Source organism: Noviherbaspirillum autotrophicum (assembly GCF_000818395.1).
Lineage (GTDB): Bacteria > Pseudomonadota > Gammaproteobacteria > Burkholderiales > Burkholderiaceae_D > Noviherbaspirillum > Noviherbaspirillum autotrophicum.
In genome coordinates, this window is record NZ_JWJG01000028.1 from 3746721 (window position 1) to 3763852 (window position 17132).

Consider the following 17132-nt stretch of genomic DNA (forward strand, 5'->3'; position numbering starts at 1 on the left):
ACCGGCCGGAAACGCACCTTTTCATCTAAGTATCCGGCCACGAGACCGAGATAATTCGCAGGTTGCAGGAGGCTCCATACAATCCATCGCAACACTTGACCGTGTTGCTATGTGCAAGTCCGGAATCGTATGGTTTTGATGTTCAATTCAAGGAGACAAAATGGAACGTCGTTCATTTCTAAAGAAGGCAGCAGCAGGTGCGTCGGCAGGCGCTTTGGCAGCTCCCGCATTGGCGCAGTCGCAGCCGACGCTCAACTGGCGTCTGGCATCGAGCTTTCCGAAGACGCTGGAAACCGTATTCGGCGCCGCCGAAGTATTCAGCAAGCGCGTGGCGCAGCTGACTGGCGGTAAGTTCAATATCCGCGTGTTTGCCGGCGGCGAAATCGTGCCGGCGCTGCAGGTGATGGATGCGGTTCAGGCCGGCACCATCGAGATGGGCCACACCGCGCCGTATTACTTTTTCGGCAAGGATCCGACTTTCGCATTCGACTGCGCGGTGCCGTTCGGCATGAATTCGCGCCAGCAGACGGCATGGTACGAGCAGGGCGGCGGCAAGCAGCTCATGCGCGAGTTTTACAAGGACTACGGCATCATCAACTTCATCGGCGGCAATAGCGGCGCACAGATGGGCGGCTGGTTCCGCAAAGAGATCCATAGCCTGAAAGATTTGCAGGGCCTGAAGATGCGTATCGGCGGCTACGGCGGCCGCGTGTTGCAGAAGCTCGGCCTGGTGCCGCAGCAGATTGCGGCCGGCGACATTTACCCGGCGCTGGAAAAGGGCACGATCGACGCGGCCGAATGGATCGCCCCGGTCGACGACGAGCGCCTTGGCCTGTTCAAGGTCGCGCCGCACTACTATGCTCCGGGCTGGTGGGAACCGAGCACGCAGTTCTCGTTCTATGTCGGCATCAAGGAATGGGAAAAGCTGCCCAAGGAATACCAGGCTGCCATCGAGGTGGCAAGCTATGAGGCGCACGTCTACATGCAAGCCGAATACGATGCGAAGAATCCGGCTGCGCTGGCCCGCTTGCTAAAGAATGGTGTGAAGCTGCACTCCTTCTCAAAGGAAATCATGGAAGCCTGCTACAAGGCGGCCAATGAAGTCAATGAAGAAGAAGCCAGCAAGAATGCGAAGTTCAAGAAGATCTACGAACCGTGGAAGCGTTTCCGTCATGATGCGAACCAGTGGTTCTCGGTGGCCGAAGCCCCGATGCAGAACTTCATGATTACGCATAAGTAATCGGTCACACGTTACTGCAACCCGCGTCGCTCAGGCGGCGCGGGTTTTTTTATTTCCCCCACCTCTTTCAAGTAGCGTTGTCACGTTCCACTTCGCCACAACGCGCCGCTTGTCCCATCTCCGCTTCCGCCCGTGGCAGCCGAACCCCGGCGACTTTTCATCGCTTCACAAGGCAATAAAAAACCCCGCGTGGCGAACCAGGCGGGGTTGATAGAGGCGGGAAGGCTTATTTCTTGTCTTCTTCGGTCGAGAAATTCAGCTGCGGAGCCTCGTCGCTCTGCTGGCTGCCCGGCGTCGAGAAGTCGAGCTGCGGCGCGCCTTCACCGTAACCCTGGCCGCTCGGGACGTCGATCTTCAGTTCGATCTTTTCCTTCATGTCGGTTTTCTTTTCGATCGACACGACGCTCGGGAAGGCGATGATCAGCACCACCATGATCACCTGGATCAGCACGAACGGTACGGCACCCCAGTAAATGTCGGATGTCTTGACTTCCTTCGGCGCCACCGAACGCAGGTAGAACAGTGCGAAGCCGAACGGCGGATGCATGAACGAGGTTTGCATATTCACGCCCAGCAACACACCGAACCAGATCAGGTCGATCCCCATCTTGTCTGCCACCGGGCCCACCAGCGGCACCAGGATGAAGGCCAACTCGAAGAAGTCCAGGAAGAACGCCAGGCCGAAGAACAGCAGGTTCACCACGATCAGGAAGCCGCCAGTTCCACCCGGCAGCGAGGTCAGCAAGTGTTCCACCCACAGGTCGCCGTTCACGCCGCGGAACACCAGCGAGAACACGGACGAGCCAATCAGGATGAACACCACGAAGCAGGACAGGCGCGTGGTCGAGTTCATCGCCTGCTTGAGCAGATCCATCGACAAGCGGCGATTCATCACCGCCAGGATCAGCGCGCCAAGCGCCCCCATGCCGCCGCCTTCGGTCGGGGTTGCGATACCGACGAAGATCGTGCCGAGCACCAGGAAGATCAGCGCCAGCGGCGGGATCAGCACGAACACCACTTTTTCCGCCATGCGCGACAGCAGGCCGATCTTCAGCTTGCGGTTGATCACGGCCAGCACGAACGCACCGACGATGCCGATTGCGGCAGAATAAATGCCGACTTCGTCCCCCGGTGCGTTAGGATGGGTCGATCCGTAGTACGAAGCGAATGCGAACGAAGCACCGACCGCCAGCACCAGCAACGCCAGCAGCGACACGACACCGCTCCTGCCGTTCGGCTCGCGCAGGTTGCGCGCTTCCGGCGGCAGGGCCGGCACGGTTGCCGGCTTGAAGATCGACAGCGCGAGCACATAGCCGGCATACAGCGCGGTCAGCAACAAACCGGGGACGAACGCCGCCTTGTACATGTCGCCGACGGAGCGGCCGAGCTGGTCGGCCATCACGATCAGCACCAGCGAGGGCGGGATGATCTGCGCCAGCGTGCCGGAAGCGGCAATCACGCCCGAGGCCAGTTTCTTGTCATAGCCGTAGCGCAGCATCACGGGCAGCGAAATCAGGCCCATCGAGATCACCGATGCGGCCACCACGCCGGTGGTTGCCGCCAGCAGGGCGCCGACGAAAATGACCGCGTAGGCAACGCCGCCGCGGATCGGGCCGAACAGCTGGCCGATGGTGTCGAGCAGGTCTTCCGCCATGCCCGAACGTTCCAGGATCAGGCCCATGAACGTGAAGAACGGGATCGCCAGCAGCGTGTCGTTCGCCATGATGCCGAACAGGCGGTTCGGCAGGGCTTGCAGCAGTTCGGGCTTCAGCAGTCCAAACTCGATGCCAAGGAAGCCGAAGAACAGGCCGTTGGCGGCGAGCGCGAATGCTACAGGGAAGCCCGATAGCAGGAAGACGACCAGGGCGCCGAACATTACCGGCGCCATGTTTGTGATCAGAAATTGCTCCATAGCTTAGTCTCCGGACGATCAGTTGAGTTTGTTTGCGGCTTTGATCGCCTCGATTTCTTCTTCGGGGGTGCTGGCATGCTTTTCGAACTCGCTCGCATCGACACGGCCCATCAGGAAACCGATGCGCTTGATCAGTTCGGAAATGCCCTGCAAGGTCAGCTGGAGGAATCCGATCGGGATCAGCGCCTTCGCCGGCCACACGATCAGGCCGCCGGCATTGCTCGACACTTCCTGGTTCTGGATCGACAGCAGCGCATACGGAACGGCGTAGTACAGGATGATCAGCGTCATCGGCAGCAGGAATACCAGGAAGCCGAACAGGTCGATCCAGACCTGGGTACGCTTGGACATGCGCCCGGCGATGACGTCGATGCGCACATGCTCGTTGCGGCGCAGGGTATAGGAACTCGCAAGCAGGAAGATCGCCGCGAACAGATACCACTGAATTTCAAGCCAGGCGTTCGAGCTGGTGTTCAGGGTATAGCGCACGAGTGCGTTGCCGGCGCAGATCAGTACCGCGAGTAGGAGAGCCCAGCTGACGCCGAGTCCGATTTTTTCATTGATTTTGTCAATGAGCCTCGATAGCGAGAGTAGAAAAGACATGGTTTGTCTCCATAAATAAAAATTCCTTGAACCAGGCTGCGTGATTTTTATATGCAGTCCTCGCCGCTTTGGGGGCAGCGAGTTTATGGTCCGGGGCAGTATATGTCATTTCATCTGTCAAGCGAACAGTTCAAATACATGTTCAATATTCTTTTCATGCTGCGGTGCGAAAGCGAATAGAAAAACGCGTATTTTGCGGTGCGAATTACGTAGAAGTACGCATTGCGCTGCGGTGGAAGATGAGAATTGGCGGCGGGTTTTGCGCGATGCGGCAGAGGCTCGGCGAATGATCGGGATGGGTGACGGTGATGCGTGGGGCGGATGGCGTTGCGCGCATCCGCCCTGCGGTTGAATCGAGGCTGGAAGTATCAGCCGAGCTGCGCGCGCACGTGCGCGATGGCTGCGCGCACCTGTTCCGGCGCGGTGCCGCCGATGTGATTGCGTGCCGCTACCGAGCCTTCCAGCGTGAGCACGTTGAAGACATCGGCTTCGATCAGTGTCGAGAATGCGCGCAATTCGTCCAGTGACAAGTCGGTGAGATCGCAGCCGCGACCTTCGCAGGCGCGCACTGCATGTGCCACCGCTTCGTGCGCGTCACGGAAGGGCAGGCCCTTCTTGACCAGGTAATCGGCCAGATCGGTGGCGGTCGCGTAGCCTTGCAGCGCCGCCGCACGCATGGCGTCCGGCTTGACGGTGATGCCGCGCGCCATGTCGGCAAAGATGCGCAGCGTGTCGACCACCGTGTCGACGGTGTCGAACAGCGGCTCCTTGTCTTCCTGGTTGTCCTTGTTGTATGCCAGCGGCTGTCCCTTCATCAGGGTCAGGAGGCCTATCAGGTGGCCGTTGACACGGCCCGTCTTGCCGCGCGCCAGTTCCGGCACGTCCGGATTTTTCTTTTGCGGCATGATCGACGAGCCGGTGCAGAAGCGGTCGGCAATATCGATGAAACCCACGCGCGGGCTCATCCAGATCACGAGCTCTTCCGACATGCGCGAGATATGCGTCATCACCAGGGCGGCGGCGGCGCAGAATTCGATGGCGAAGTCACGGTCGGATACCGCGTCCAGCGAGTTACGGCAAACGTCGTCGAATCCGAGTGTTTTGGCTACCCGCGCACGGTCGATCGGGAAGGTGGTGCCGGCCAGCGCGGCCGATCCGAGCGGCAGTCGGTTGACACGCTTGCGGCAGTCGGCCATACGCTCGGCGTCGCGTCCAAACATCTCGACATAGGCCAGCATGTGATGGCCGAAGGTGATCGGCTGCGCCACCTGCATGTGGGTGAAGCCCGGCAGGATGGTGGCGGCATGCTGTTCCGCTAGGTCGAGGAGGGCGACGCGCAGTTCGCGCAGCAGGCCGCCGATGTCGTCGATGGCGCCGCGCATGTACAGGCGGATATCGGTGGCAACCTGGTCGTTGCGCGAGCGACCGGTATGCAGGCGCTTGCCGGCATCGCCCACCAGTTCGGTCAGGCGTTTCTCGATGTTCAGGTGCACGTCTTCCAGGTCGAGCAGCCATTCGAACTTGCCGTCGGCGATTTCGGCCTTGATCTGTGCCATGCCGCGCTGAATGTCGGCGTGGTCCTGGGCGCTGATGATGCCCTGGTGCGCCAGCATTTCGGCATGTGCGAGCGATCCCTGGATGTCGGCCTCGGCCAGGCGCTTGTCAAAAAATACAGATGCGGTGTAACGCTTGACCAGATCGGAGACTGGTTCGGAAAAGCGGGCAGACCAAGCCTCGCTTTTTTTGGAAAGTTGTGCTGTCATAATTGTGCTCTCAGTGAATATATGATTATAAAACAAGCGTTACTGCCTATGCCGCTATCCACCACATCCGCCAGCACACCGACCGAGGTCGTCATGCCGGACTGTTGCAATATCGGCGTCGTGTATCGCTCGCTACTGGCGGTCAATGCCGTCGTCCTGGTCGGCATTCTGCTGCGGGCCGACGGCCTGATGCAGGGCCTGCAGGAATTCGTCGAAGCGTCGATGGTGGTGGAATTGTCGTGCCTGTGGTCGCTGTTTGCTTTGTGCGTGTTGCGGCGCGTGCTGATGCGCGTCGGCGGTATGGGGGCGGTGTCGACGACGGGGCAGCGCATCTTCTGCGCCCTGGTGCCGGCCGCGGCGACCGCAGTCGTGATTCGCTTCCTGGCTTCCTTCGTGTGGTTTTCGGGCTCCTTTTCCTACCTCACGCCGCAGAAGGGCGCTGTTGCGGCCGCCTTGCTCGGATTGTTGTTTCAGCACTATTTCGAGTTGCGCACGCGCGCCTATTCGCCGGCGCTGGTCGAGGCGCGCCTGCAAGCCTTGCAGGCGCGCATACGGCCGCACTTCCTGTTTAACAGCCTGAACGCAGTGTTGTCGCTGATCCGCAGCGAACCGCGGCGCGCCGAGACGGCACTGGAAGACCTGGCCGATCTGTTTCGCGTCCTGATGAGCGATCCACGCAGCATGACGACGCTGGAGGAAGAGATCAGGCTATGCAGGCAATATCTGTCGATCGAGCAGATCCGGTTGGGCGAGCGCCTGCAGGTGCAATGGGAGTTGGATAATGTCGGCGCCGACGTATTGCGGCGCGCGCAGGTGCCGGTATTGTTGCTGCAACCGCTGCTCGAAAACGCAGTGCATTACGGCGTCGAGCCGGCTGCAACGCCGGTACCCATCCAGGTCCAGGTGAGCCGCTCGATCGACCGTATCCAGATCGTCGTCCTCAATCCGTATCAGGAGGGCGCCTCGGCACCGGCGGGCAACCACATGGCATTGAGTAATATCCGAGAACGCCTTGAATTGTTGTACGACGTGGAGGCACAGTTGATCACGCATATGGCAAACGGTTTTTTTGAAGTGCGCCTGCGTTTCCCTTACACGACGGGCCCCGTATGACACCGCGCCTGTTCATCGTGGATGACGAAGCGCCGGCGCGCGCGCGGTTGAAGACCTTGTTGGCCGATATCGACCCGGAGTGTCCGCATGAACTGGTCGGCGAAGCCGGCGGCGCGCAACAGGCGCTCGACGCCATTGCGCAATGCAGGCCGGATATTGTCCTGTTGGACGTGCAAATGCCGGGCATGAACGGCATCGAGCTGGCGTCGCATCTGTCGCGATCCTGCGCACCGGCGCCGGCCATCATCTTCGTCACCGCATACGATGAATACGCGCTCAAGGCATTCGAGGTGCATGCACTCGACTACCTGCTTAAGCCGGTGCGAGCCGCGCGCCTGGCTGACGCGATCCGACGGGCTGCCGCGCTGCGTGGGCCGGCTGCCCAGCAGCGCGACGCCATCGATGCGGCTGCCTCGGCCATGCCATCAAAGCGCCAGCATTTCTCCGTGCAGGAGCGCGGCCGCGTGCTGCTGGTACCGGTGAACGACGTCATTTACCTCAAGGCCGAACTCAAGTACGTGACCGTGCGCACCAGGATGCAGGAATACCTGATCGAGGAGTCGCTGACCTCGATCGAGGATGAAATGGGCGCGACGTTCGTGCGCGTGCACCGAAATGCACTGGTCGCACGCCATGCCATCGTCGGCGTCGAGCGTGGCGCGCACCCGGTCGACGCCGAAGGCGATGCCGACAAGGCGTCGGAGCAGTGGCAGGTGATTCTGCGCGATGTCGACGAGCGCTTGCCGATCTCGCGCCGGCAGTGGCCGGTGGTAAAGGCGCTGGTGCGCTGAACTGCAGCGCGCTGTGCGCTGCGCGCCTTCTGCACCGGTGCCTTCTTATCCCGTATTGCGCAGCCCCGCCGCGATGCCGTTGATCGATAGGTGAATGCCGCGCCGTACCCGTTCGTCGAGCTTGCGGCCTTCCGCCGACGCCGCACGGTGCCGTTTGATCAGTTCGACCTGCAGGTGGTTCAACGGATCGAGATAGGCGAAACGGTTCTTGATCGAGCGCGCCAGCAACGGGTTGTTTGCCAGCCTTTCCTTCGCGCCGGTGATCAGCGCCAGGCACTCGGCGGTGCGATGGTGTTCCGCGAGAATGCGTTTGAATATGCTGTTGCGCAGCTTCCTGTCGGCGACCAGCTCCGCATAGCGCGATGCCACCGCCAGATCCGTCTTTGACAGCACCATGTCCATGTTCGACAGTAGCGTGGCGAAGAATGGCCATTCCTTGTACATCGCCCGCAGGAGCGCCAGCCGCTTTTTGTGTTCTGCCGCGTCTCCTTCCAGCAGCCAGGATGAAACCGCGCTGCCGAAGCCGTACCAGCCCGGTAGCAGCAGGCGGCATTGGCCCCAGGAGAAGCCCCACGGAATCGCGCGCAAATCTTCGATGCGGCGCGTCGATTTGCGCGACGCCGGGCGCGATCCGATATTGAGTTCGGCGATTTCGGCAATCGGCGTCGATGCAAAGAAGTAATCGGTGAAGCCCGGCGTCTCATACACCAGGTCGCGGTAGCCGCGATACGCGCGCTCCGACAATTCCTCCATGGCGCGCTCGAATCCAGCCAGTTTTTTGGCTTGCCTGCCTTCTTCCGCGTGCGGCATGAGGCTGGCTTCGAGCGTGGCGGCTACCAGCAACTCCAGGTTGCGGTGGCCGATTTCCGGGTTGGAGAATTTCGATGCGATGATTTCGCCCTGCTCGGTCAGGCGAATCTGGCCGTTCACGGTGCCGGCCGGTTGCGCCAGGATCGCATCGTAGCTCGGCCCGCCGCCGCGCCCGACCGTGCCGCCGCGTCCATGGAACAGGCGCAGCTTGACGCCGGCGCGGTCGAACAGTTCGACCAGGCGCGTCTCCGCCTTGTACAGTTCCCAATTGGAGGTGAGGAAGCCGCCATCCTTGTTGGAGTCCGAGTAGCCCAGCATGACTTCCTGCAGATCGCCTTGCTTGGCGATCAAGTGGCGCACCTGGGGCAGGGCCATGAACGCTTCCATGATTTCGGCCGCGCAGCGCAGGTCGGGAATGGTTTCGAACAGAGGGATCACCATCAGTTCCAGCTGCGCCTCCGTCACCTGGGCGGACGTGTCGTTCCATTCGATATGCAGCAAGCCGGTTTCTTTTTGCAGCAGCAGCACTTCCAGCAGGTCGGAGACGGTCTCGGTATGCGAAATGATGTAGTTGCGGATCGCGCGCTCGCCGTAACGGTGGCGGATGTCGCGCGCGGCGCGCAGGATCGCCAGCTCGGAATCGGTTTCGGACGAATAGGGCAGATAGGGCGAGTGCAGCAGGCGCGGCTTGTTTAATTCGTCCAGCAGCAGTTCGACCTTGCGCTCCTCCGGCAGCGCGGCATAGTCTTGTTCGACCTTGGCGCGCGCGAACAGTTCGGACAGCACCCGCTCATGCACGTCCGAACTCTGCCGCATGTCGAGCGTGGCAAGATGAAAGCCAAAGATTTCCGAGGCGCGCTTGAGCGTTCCCAGGCGCGGCCTGATCAGCGCCGCACCGTGGTGCGATTTGAGCGAATCGACCAGCACCTGCAAGTCGCGCGTGAAGTCGTCGGCACTCGCATAGGGCGCGGCCGGGCCGACTTCCTGACGCAGCACATGCGCAGCCCCCAAGGCGCGGGCCGTGGCGGCCAGCCGGGCGTACAGGCCGATCAGTGCGCGCCGGTAGGGTTCGTCCATGCGGTGCGCGGAATGGTCGGGCGACGCGTCGGCAAGGGCTTCCAGTTCCGGGCTGACTCCCACCAGCAATGTGGAAATCGACAGCTCGGCGCCGAGGGCATGCACTTCTTCCAGATAAAAATCGAAGATTGCCGTGGACTGCCGCACCAGCGCATGCTGCATCGTGCCGGCGTTGACGTTGGGGTTGCCGTCGCGGTCGCCGCCGATCCAGCTTCCCATCTGCACAAAGGGCGGAAGGTCGAGCTCGACGGATGCATGCCGTTGCGGGAAGTGCGCTGCGATCTCCTGCTCGATGTCCGCGTACAGGGTCGGCAGTTCGCGCAGGAAGGTAATGCGGTAGTACGACAGCGCGTTTTCGATTTCGTCAGCGACCGTGAGCTTGGTGTAGCGCAGCATGCGCGTTTGCCATAGTGTTGCCACGCAGGCATGCAGCAGCTGGGTGTTTTGCGCCATCTCCCTGGGTGTCAGCGGATGGTCTCGCTCAGCCAGCAGGCGCGCGATTTCGCGTTCCGCGTCGAGCGTACTCTTGCGCTGCACTTCGGTCGGATGCGCGGTCAGCACCGGGGAAATCAGCGCTTCCTTGAAGAAGTTGCGCACGGCGGAGCCGGGCACGCCGGCATCGTCCAGCTTGGACAGGGCGTAGGCAATGCTGCCCTGCTGCGGCGCCGAGCCGGCCAGCAGGTGCGCGCGGCGGCGACGGTTGTGATGCTGGTCTTCCGCGATGTTGGCCAGGTGCGAGAAATACGAGAATGCGCGCACGACCGAGATGGTCTGGTCGCGCGTCAGCTTCTTCAGCAACTTGTTCAACTCGGCGCCCGATTGGGCATCGGATTCGCGCCGAAAGCGCACCGCCGTCTGGCGTATTGTCTCGACCACCTGGAACACGGCGTCGCCTTCCTGCTCGCGCAGTACATTGCCGAGCAGGCGGCCCAGCAGGCGGATATCTTCTTTTAAGGGAGCGTCTTTATCGGCCGTCGCCTTGTTGGCGCCGGCCGGCGTGTTCGGTTGTTTTGCCATGTTAAATGATTGCAATCAGCTAGGGAGAGTGACTTTTGGCCACGGTTGCGCATGATAAAATCGGCGTTTCGATGCGATCGGCATCAATGATTCGAAAGAGCCCGCTGTGAAAGTATCTCCTCCATCCAGGTTAGTGATTGCATCGCGTGAAAGCCGTCTGGCGATGTGGCAAGCGGAGCACGTCCGCGCAAGACTGTCTGAATTATATCCGCAGTGCAGCATCGAGATTCTTGGCATGACCACGCAGGGCGACCAGATCCTCGACCGCGCCTTGTCCAAGGTCGGCGGCAAAGGGTTGTTTGTCAAGGAGCTTGAAGTCGCGATGTCCGAGCGCCGCGCCGACTTGGCCGTGCATTCGCTCAAGGATGTGCCGATGGTGCTGCCGGAGGGTTTTGCGCTGGCGGCCGTGCTGGAGCGCGCGGATCCGCGTGACGCCTTCGTATCGAACCAGTATGCCTCGCTCGATGAACTGCCCGACGGCGCCGTGGTTGGCACCAGCAGTCTGCGCCGCCAGGCGCTCATCGCAGCACGCTTCCCGAAACTGGTGATCAAGCCGCTGCGCGGCAACCTCGATACGCGGCTCGGTAAGCTCGACCGCGGCGAATATGCGGCGATCATCCTGGCAGCCGCCGGCCTGAAGCGGCTCGGCCTGTCGCAACGCATCCGCGGCCTGATCGAGCCTGAGCAAAGCCTGCCGGCACCGGGGCAGGGCGCGATGGCGATCGAAATCCTCGACGGCCGCGACGACCTGGTGCAGTTGCTCGCGCCGCTCAACCATGAGGCGACGGCGCAAGCCGTCAGCGCAGAGCGCACGGTGTCGCGCGTGTTCGGCGGCAGCTGCCAGATTCCGCTGGCGGCGTTTGCGACAGTCAACGGCGGTGCGATGCAACTGCGCGCGATGGTTGCCACGCCCGATGGCAAGCGCATTGCCGCGGCAGAGGCGTCCGGATCGGCCAACGCGCCAGAAGCCCTGGGCAATCAAATTGCGCAGGCGCTGCAGGCGCAGGGCGCCGACGACATTCTCGCGGCTTGCAAGGCAGTGGATGCCTGATGCGAAGACCGAATGGCGGCGCGTCTGCCGCCATTCGATTGCGCACACGCCCCTTTTCCACTTGGCGTGGCTGTTATTCCGGCGCGCCTGCCGCGCCATTGCATGGTTGCACGATGACAGATCAAACCGCTCATCCCGTTATCATCACGCGTCCGCTGGCACAGGCGACGCCCCTGGCACAACGCGTTCGGGACATGGGACGACATGCCGTCGTATTCCCGCTGCTCGATATCGAGCCCTTGCCTGACCAGGCGCAGCTGCGCGCGCAATTGCATGACTTGCGCCGCTATGCGATGGTCGCCTTCGTCAGCCCGAACGCGATCAACGCCGCCTTCGCCATCTTGCCGTCGTGGCCGCGCGAGGTCGCAATTGCCGTCGTCGGCGAGGGCAGCCGCCAGGCGCTTGCCGCCTATGGTGTGACCGATGGGAATGCGACCATCTTCAGCCCGAAGGACGTGGAGCGCACCGATTCGCAGACGCTGCTGGATGTGCTCGATATGGATGCGCTGCGCGGCAAGCGGGTATTGATCGTGCGCGGCGAAAGTGGACGAGAATTGCTTGCCGATGCCCTGCGTGCACAGGGCGTCGACGTCACGCCGCTGCCCGCCTACCGGCGCCGCGCACCTGTGCTCGACGTTGCTGGGCGCGCTCGACTGCTCACCCTGCTGGATGCGCAAGGCGACTGGGTCATTACCAGTTCCGAAGCGTTACGCATCCTCGTGGAGATGGTGCGGGAAGCCGCGGCCGCAACTGGCGTGGCTAAATTGCAACAGCAACATCTGATCATCCCCCACATGCGCATTGCGGAAACCGCGCGTTCCCTTGGTTTCACCCATATTACCCAGACAGCGTCAGGCGACGAACCGCTGCTTGCCGCGTTACAATTTCGAGCATGAACGAATTGCCATCCTCCAACAATCCCAATCCGGCCGGTGGCGCAAGCCCCGCGCCCCAGTTGCCTTCGCAAAATGAGGCTGGTTCCCGGCATCATCAGTTGAACCGGCCTGTCTATGCGGCGCTGGGCGTGCTTGGCTTCTTGCTCGTAGCGCAATGGTGGGCGTCGAACCACGAGATCAGCAGCTTGCGCGAGGAAATGGCGCAGCGCCTGAAAACCGGCGAGTCGATCAATGCCGAAACCAAGGTGCTGGTGAAGTCGATGCAGGACAGCATGCGAGACATGCAAGCCAAGGTCAATGTACTTGAAGGCAAGCAGGTCGAAGCGCAGGGGCAGCAACTGGCGCTGGAGCAGATGTACCAGGAGCTGTCGAAGAATCGCGACGACTGGGCGCTGGCGGAAATCGAACAGGTGCTGTCGACTGCCAGCCAGCAGTTGCAACTGGCTGGCAATGTGCAGGGCGCGTTGATCGCGCTGCAAAACGCCGATAACCGGCTGTCACGCTCGGACAAGCCGCAGTTCATCGTCATCCGCCGCGCCCTCGCCAGGGATATGGAGCGCCTCAAGTTGTTGCCGAACGTCGATCTTCCCGGCATTGCACTGCGGCTGGACAGCGTGATCGGGCAGATCGACAGCATGCCCTTGCTGTCCGATGAAAAGCCGGCATTGCCGGCCACGCAACCGAAGACCTCGCGCCGCGTGTCAAAGGGCGCCGCCGCCGCGAAGGCGCCGGTAGCCACGGGCAATTCCGCGGCCGACTGGTTCAGTGACCTGGAAGACAAGTGGAACAGCTGGACCAATGAAGTCTGGACGGAGATCAAGCAGATGGTCCGCGTGCGCAACGTAGAAACGCCCGATGCGCTGCTGCTGTCGCCGACCCAGGCCTATTACGCGCGCGAAAATGTGAAGCTGCGCTTGCTGAATGCACGCATGGCGCTGTTGACCCGCAATGAAGCCATGTTCCGCAGCGACCTCATCGCCGCGCAGGATGCCATTTCCAGGTACTTCGATACCCGCGCCAAGCAGACGCAGACTGCGCTGGCCCTGCTGCGCCAGGTCCAGTCGAGTAATCTGTCGATCGACATGCCGACGCTGGCCGACAGCCTGAATGCGGTACGCAATTACAAGGCGAAGCCATAATGCGTATCCTGTTATCGCTCGTGATCCTGTTTGCCGCCGCCATCGGCCTTGCGGTGGGAGCGCAATTCAATCCCGGTAACGTGGTGTTTTTCTACCCGCCGTACCGGATCGATCTGTCGCTCAATCTCTTCATCGCGCTGGCCGCGCTGCTGTTTGTCGTCGTGTACTCGGTCCTGAATGCCATTCGCAGCACGCAGCAGATGCCGCAGCGCGTGGCGGCCTACCGCCGCGACAAGCGCGAGCGCGAAGGCAACCGCGCCATGCGCGAGGCGCTCAAAGCCTTGTTCGAAGGCCGCTTCGGCCATGCGGAAAAGGCGGCGATCCGCGCTGCCGAGCATCCGGACAATGCTGGCCTGTCGGCCCTGATCGCGGCGCGCGCGGCGCACCGCATGGGCCAGCCGGAACGGCGCGACGTCTGGTTGTCCAAGGTGCAGGAGGACCCGGCGCTGAAAACCGCTCGCCTGATGACCACTATCGAACTGGCGGTCGATGGCCAGCAGCCCGAGAGTGCACTGGAAGCGATCGTGGAACTGAATGCCAGCGGCATGCGCCATATCCACGCGCTGCGTCTGGCGCTCAAAGCCAATCAGCGTTCCAAAAACTGGGTTGAGGTGCTGCGTCTGGTGCGTCTGCTCGACAAGCGCAAGGCCTTGCATCCCGCGTTGTCGCACCGTCTGCGCGAGCTGGCCTATGAGGCGCTGCTGTCGAGCGGCGTGCATGACACCGAAGCGATCCGCCGCGTATGGGCAGGTGTGCCTGCCGAAGACCGCGTGCGACCGTTTGTGGCAGTACGTGCCGCCGGGGCATTCAACGCCTGCGGGCTCCACGACGAGGCGCGCATCGTCGTGGAAAAGGCGCTGGAGGTCGAATGGGACGAGCGCCTGGTGCGCGCGTACGGCAATTCCGCTGCGGCCGAAGGATCGCCCGCCCTGCTGGCCCAGATCGAACGCTGCGAGCAATGGGCGCGTTCGCGTCCATCGGACCCCGAGCTGGCACTGACCCTCGGTGTGCTCTGCCTGCGTCAGAAGTTGTGGGGCAAGGCGCAGCGCCATCTTGAGCAGGCGCTGTCGGATGCATCCGACACGTCGACGGTGCGCGAAGCGCATCTGAAGCTGGCGCAACTGCACGAAGCGCTGAAGCAGCCAGACGAAGCGGCGGCACATTACCGCCAGTGCGCATTGGCCACCATCCTGTAGCTATCACTTGTCGCTGACGCGCGCCTGACAGTGTTGCGTGTCAGCCGGCAGTGCGCGTCGCGCGCTGTTGCGACGCACAAAGCCAGAATGAAAGCCGCTATAATCTGCGGGTTTCTAAATTTTCATCAGATGAGAGAGCAACATGAGCTTGAATAACGTTCCCGCCGGACGCGACTTGCCGAACGATTTCAATGTGATCATCGAAATCCCGATGAACGCCGACCCGATCAAGTATGAAGTGGACAAGGACACTGGCGCGATCTTCGTCGACCGTTTCATGGGCACCGCGATGCACTATCCGTGCAACTACGGCTACATTCCTCAGACCATTTCCGCCGACGGCGACCCGGTCGACGTGCTGGTCGTGACGCCGTTCCCGCTGATCCCGGGCGTTGTCGTGCGTTGCCGTCCGATCGGCGTGCTGAAGATGACCGACGAGGCTGGCGGCGATGCCAAAGTACTGGCGGTTCCGGTGGACAAGGTTCTGCCGATCTACACCCATTGGCAAAAGCCGCAAGACATGAACGATCTGCGCCTGCAGCAGATCCAGCACTTCTTCGAGCACTACAAGGACCTCGAAAAAGGTAAGTGGGTCAAGGTCGACGGCTGGGAAGGCCCGGACGAGGCGAAAGCCGAAATCATGGCTGGTGCAGAAGCCTACAACAAGGAACACAGCAAGTAATTGCCGAAGGTGGATATACGAAAGGCGCACCGGAAGGTGCGCTTTTTTTTCGTCCGGCCTTCTGTCAGGTAATGCATGCGCAATAGTGTTGCCATGAAGCGATAGTGCGTATTCCGAACGCGTGGTTTGCATCGACAATTCAACCCGGATGCGTCATCATTCATAAAAATTGCCGTACGGCAATAATGAGGTGCGCAGTGGAACTGAAAAAACTGAGGGCGGCGGAAGCCGAGGCGGGGACAGGGGGCGGCGGTGTCCAGAGTACAGCCAATGTGCGCGATCGCTTGCTGCAAAAAATTAACGCGGCGGCCGATTTGCCCGCGCTCGGCAGTTCCGTGGCCCGCGTGGTGCAAATGGCTTCATCGGACGACGAAGCGGTCAGCAATCTGGCGCATTTCATCTTGTCGGATGTCGCGCTGACGCAAAAAATCCTGCGCATTGCTAATACAGTCAGTTATCGCACCGCATCCGGCAGGCAGGTGACGACGGTTTCGAAGGCGATCTTCCTGCTTGGCCTCGAAACCGTTAAAACTGCCGCGCTGGCGATGCTGCTAGTGGACCGGCTGGCCAAAACGCATGCGCAAAGCGTGCGCAACGAACTGCTGCTTGCGCTTACCGCCAGTATGGTGGGCCGCGAGATGGCGCGCCGCAGCCAGCACAAGGATGCGGAGGAAGCAGCAATTGCCGCACTGTTCAAGAATATCGGCCGCCTGCTGGTGGCGGCGCATGACCATCAGCTGTATCAGAAAGTCGCCAGGCTGGTGGAAAGCGGCACGCATACGCCAGCCCAAGCCTCGAAGGAGGTATTGGGCTGCAGCTTCGATCTGCTGGCCGAATCCGTGCTGCGCAGCTGGAATATCCCCGAATCGATCGTGCATGCGCTGGCAGCGTTGCCGTCCGGGGTATTGAAACCCGCGAAAGGGCGCCTGGAATGGATGCAGCAGGTTGCGACTTTCAGCCTGAATGCCGCCAAGCTGATCCCGGGAATGAGCGACCCTGCCCAGGCGGACGCCCGCAATGCGTTGCTGATGCGCTTTGGGACGGCGCTAAATCTCGACCACGACAAGCTGGAGCGCATGTTCGCCAGCGTCTCGGAAGAGTCGTGCGTGCTGGCCAGGGATAGCGAGCTGGCCCAGTACTTTGATGCGGCTGGCGAAATGGCGGCGCCATGTGCCGAGCGCAGTGCGGCAGTGGCGCGCGAGAGCCCGGCTGCTGTGGCGAAAGCTCCGGAACAGGCCGGGTTGCTCAATGAGCTGCTGCTGGACTTGGTCGAGGACAGCGAACCGGCGCAGGTGGGCGCATGCCATCCAAGCGGAAAGCCGCTCAATGCGCGCGATTTGCTGCTGGATGGGGTGCTGGACGTCACTCAGATGATGGCGTCCGGCAACTGCAAGGTCAACGATTTGATGCTGCTGGTGCTGGAGACCTTATGTACCAGCATGGGATTCCGGTTTGCCACGGTATGCCTGATGGATAAGCCGGCGAACCGGTTCAGGGCGCGCATTACGGTTGGCGAAAATTATGCGGCGCGCGAGGCGGGTTTCGTCTTTCAATTTGCTAACGGTAACGATCTCTTCAAGCTGGCTATGGAAAATAACGCCGACCTGATGATTTCGGATGCAACCACTCCCAAGATACGCAGCCTGCTTCCAACTTGGCATCGTGAACTGTTGCCGGACGCACGCAGCTTTATCGTGCTGCCGTTGGTGGTCCAGAAAAAGCAGCTTGGCCTGTTCTATGCGGACCGCGCACAACCAGCGCCCGAAGGCGTGCCGGCCGATGAAACGGCATTAATCAAGACGTTGAAGGGGCAGGTGCTGACGGCGCTGAATTCACTTTAGG

General features: G+C 61.4%; 13 protein-coding genes. 9 read left to right on the forward strand and 4 right to left on the reverse strand.

Translation table 11 applies throughout. The annotated features are described in order from the left end of the window. Window positions 1–160 precede the first annotated feature (160 nt). The gene (locus TSA66_RS18700; RefSeq protein ID WP_040041063.1) at window positions 161–1240 is read left to right on the forward strand and encodes a TRAP transporter substrate-binding protein; all 1080 of its coding nucleotides are present in this window, start codon (window positions 161–163) and stop codon (window positions 1238–1240) included. Window positions 1241–1466: 226 nt separating this feature from the next. Here TSA66_RS18700 and TSA66_RS18705 read toward each other — a convergent pair whose 3' ends face one another. The 3 genes from TSA66_RS18705 to argH all read right to left on the reverse strand — a co-directional run bounded on the left by TSA66_RS18705 (window position 1467) and on the right by argH (window position 5518). Then, window positions 1467–3152, reverse strand: coding sequence for a TRAP transporter large permease (locus TSA66_RS18705; RefSeq protein WP_040041064.1), 1686 nt, complete (start codon window positions 3150–3152; stop codon window positions 1467–1469). Window positions 3153–3170: 18 nt separating this feature from the next. After that, window positions 3171–3755: a TRAP transporter small permease subunit gene (locus TSA66_RS18710; RefSeq protein ID WP_040041065.1), complete on the reverse strand. Its 585-nt coding sequence runs from the start codon at window positions 3753–3755 to the stop codon at window positions 3171–3173. Between the two features lie 368 nt (window positions 3756–4123). Further along, complete coding sequence (argH, locus tag TSA66_RS18715; RefSeq protein ID WP_040041066.1) at window positions 4124–5518, reverse strand: argininosuccinate lyase; 1395 nt, start codon at window positions 5516–5518, stop codon at window positions 4124–4126. Between the two features lie 48 nt (window positions 5519–5566). Here argH and TSA66_RS18720 point away from each other — a divergent pair, with 48 nt between their 5' ends. Together TSA66_RS18720 and TSA66_RS18725 are read left to right on the forward strand one after the other, a co-directional pair. Next, window positions 5567–6631 (forward strand): sensor histidine kinase, encoded by a 1065-nt coding sequence (locus TSA66_RS18720; RefSeq protein WP_084199725.1) that lies wholly within the window; start codon window positions 5567–5569, stop codon window positions 6629–6631. After that, window positions 6628–7422, forward strand: a complete 795-nt coding sequence (locus TSA66_RS18725) for a LytR/AlgR family response regulator transcription factor (protein WP_040041067.1) — start codon at window positions 6628–6630, stop codon at window positions 7420–7422. The genes TSA66_RS18720 and TSA66_RS18725 overlap by 4 nt, the downstream gene beginning before the upstream one ends. A 45-nt stretch (window positions 7423–7467) precedes the next feature. Here TSA66_RS18725 and ppc read toward each other — a convergent pair whose 3' ends face one another. Further along, window positions 7468–10326 carry a phosphoenolpyruvate carboxylase gene (ppc, locus tag TSA66_RS18730; RefSeq protein ID WP_040041068.1) on the reverse strand — a complete coding sequence of 953 codons (2859 nt, stop codon included), beginning with the start codon at window positions 10324–10326 and terminating at the stop codon, window positions 7468–7470. Between the two features lie 106 nt (window positions 10327–10432). Between ppc and hemC the strand changes: the two genes are divergently transcribed. The 6 genes from hemC (at window position 10433) to TSA66_RS18760 (ending at window position 17131) form a co-directional block, all read left to right on the forward strand. Then, window positions 10433–11377 carry a hydroxymethylbilane synthase gene (hemC, locus tag TSA66_RS18735; RefSeq protein WP_040041069.1) on the forward strand — a complete coding sequence of 315 codons (945 nt, stop codon included), beginning with the start codon at window positions 10433–10435 and terminating at the stop codon, window positions 11375–11377. A gap of 113 nt (window positions 11378–11490) precedes the next feature. Beyond that, on the forward strand, window positions 11491–12273 hold the full coding sequence (locus tag TSA66_RS18740; protein WP_040041070.1) for a uroporphyrinogen-III synthase: 783 nt from the start codon (window positions 11491–11493) through the stop codon (window positions 12271–12273). Beyond that, a complete protein-coding gene (locus TSA66_RS18745; RefSeq protein WP_040041071.1) occupies window positions 12270–13412 on the forward strand; it encodes a uroporphyrinogen-III C-methyltransferase in 1143 nt (380 codons plus the stop codon). The genes TSA66_RS18740 and TSA66_RS18745 overlap by 4 nt, the downstream gene beginning before the upstream one ends. Next, complete coding sequence (locus TSA66_RS18750) at window positions 13412–14608, forward strand: heme biosynthesis protein HemY (protein ID WP_040041072.1); 1197 nt, start codon at window positions 13412–13414, stop codon at window positions 14606–14608. Before TSA66_RS18745 ends, TSA66_RS18750 begins: the two co-directional genes overlap by 1 nt. A 142-nt stretch (window positions 14609–14750) precedes the next feature. Beyond that, window positions 14751–15290, forward strand: coding sequence for an inorganic diphosphatase (gene ppa, locus TSA66_RS18755; protein ID WP_040041073.1), 540 nt, complete (start codon window positions 14751–14753; stop codon window positions 15288–15290). A gap of 197 nt (window positions 15291–15487) precedes the next feature. Further along, the gene (locus TSA66_RS18760) at window positions 15488–17131 is read left to right on the forward strand and encodes an HDOD domain-containing protein (RefSeq protein ID WP_232429493.1); all 1644 of its coding nucleotides are present in this window, start codon (window positions 15488–15490) and stop codon (window positions 17129–17131) included. The last annotated feature ends 1 nt before the right edge of the window (window position 17132 follow it).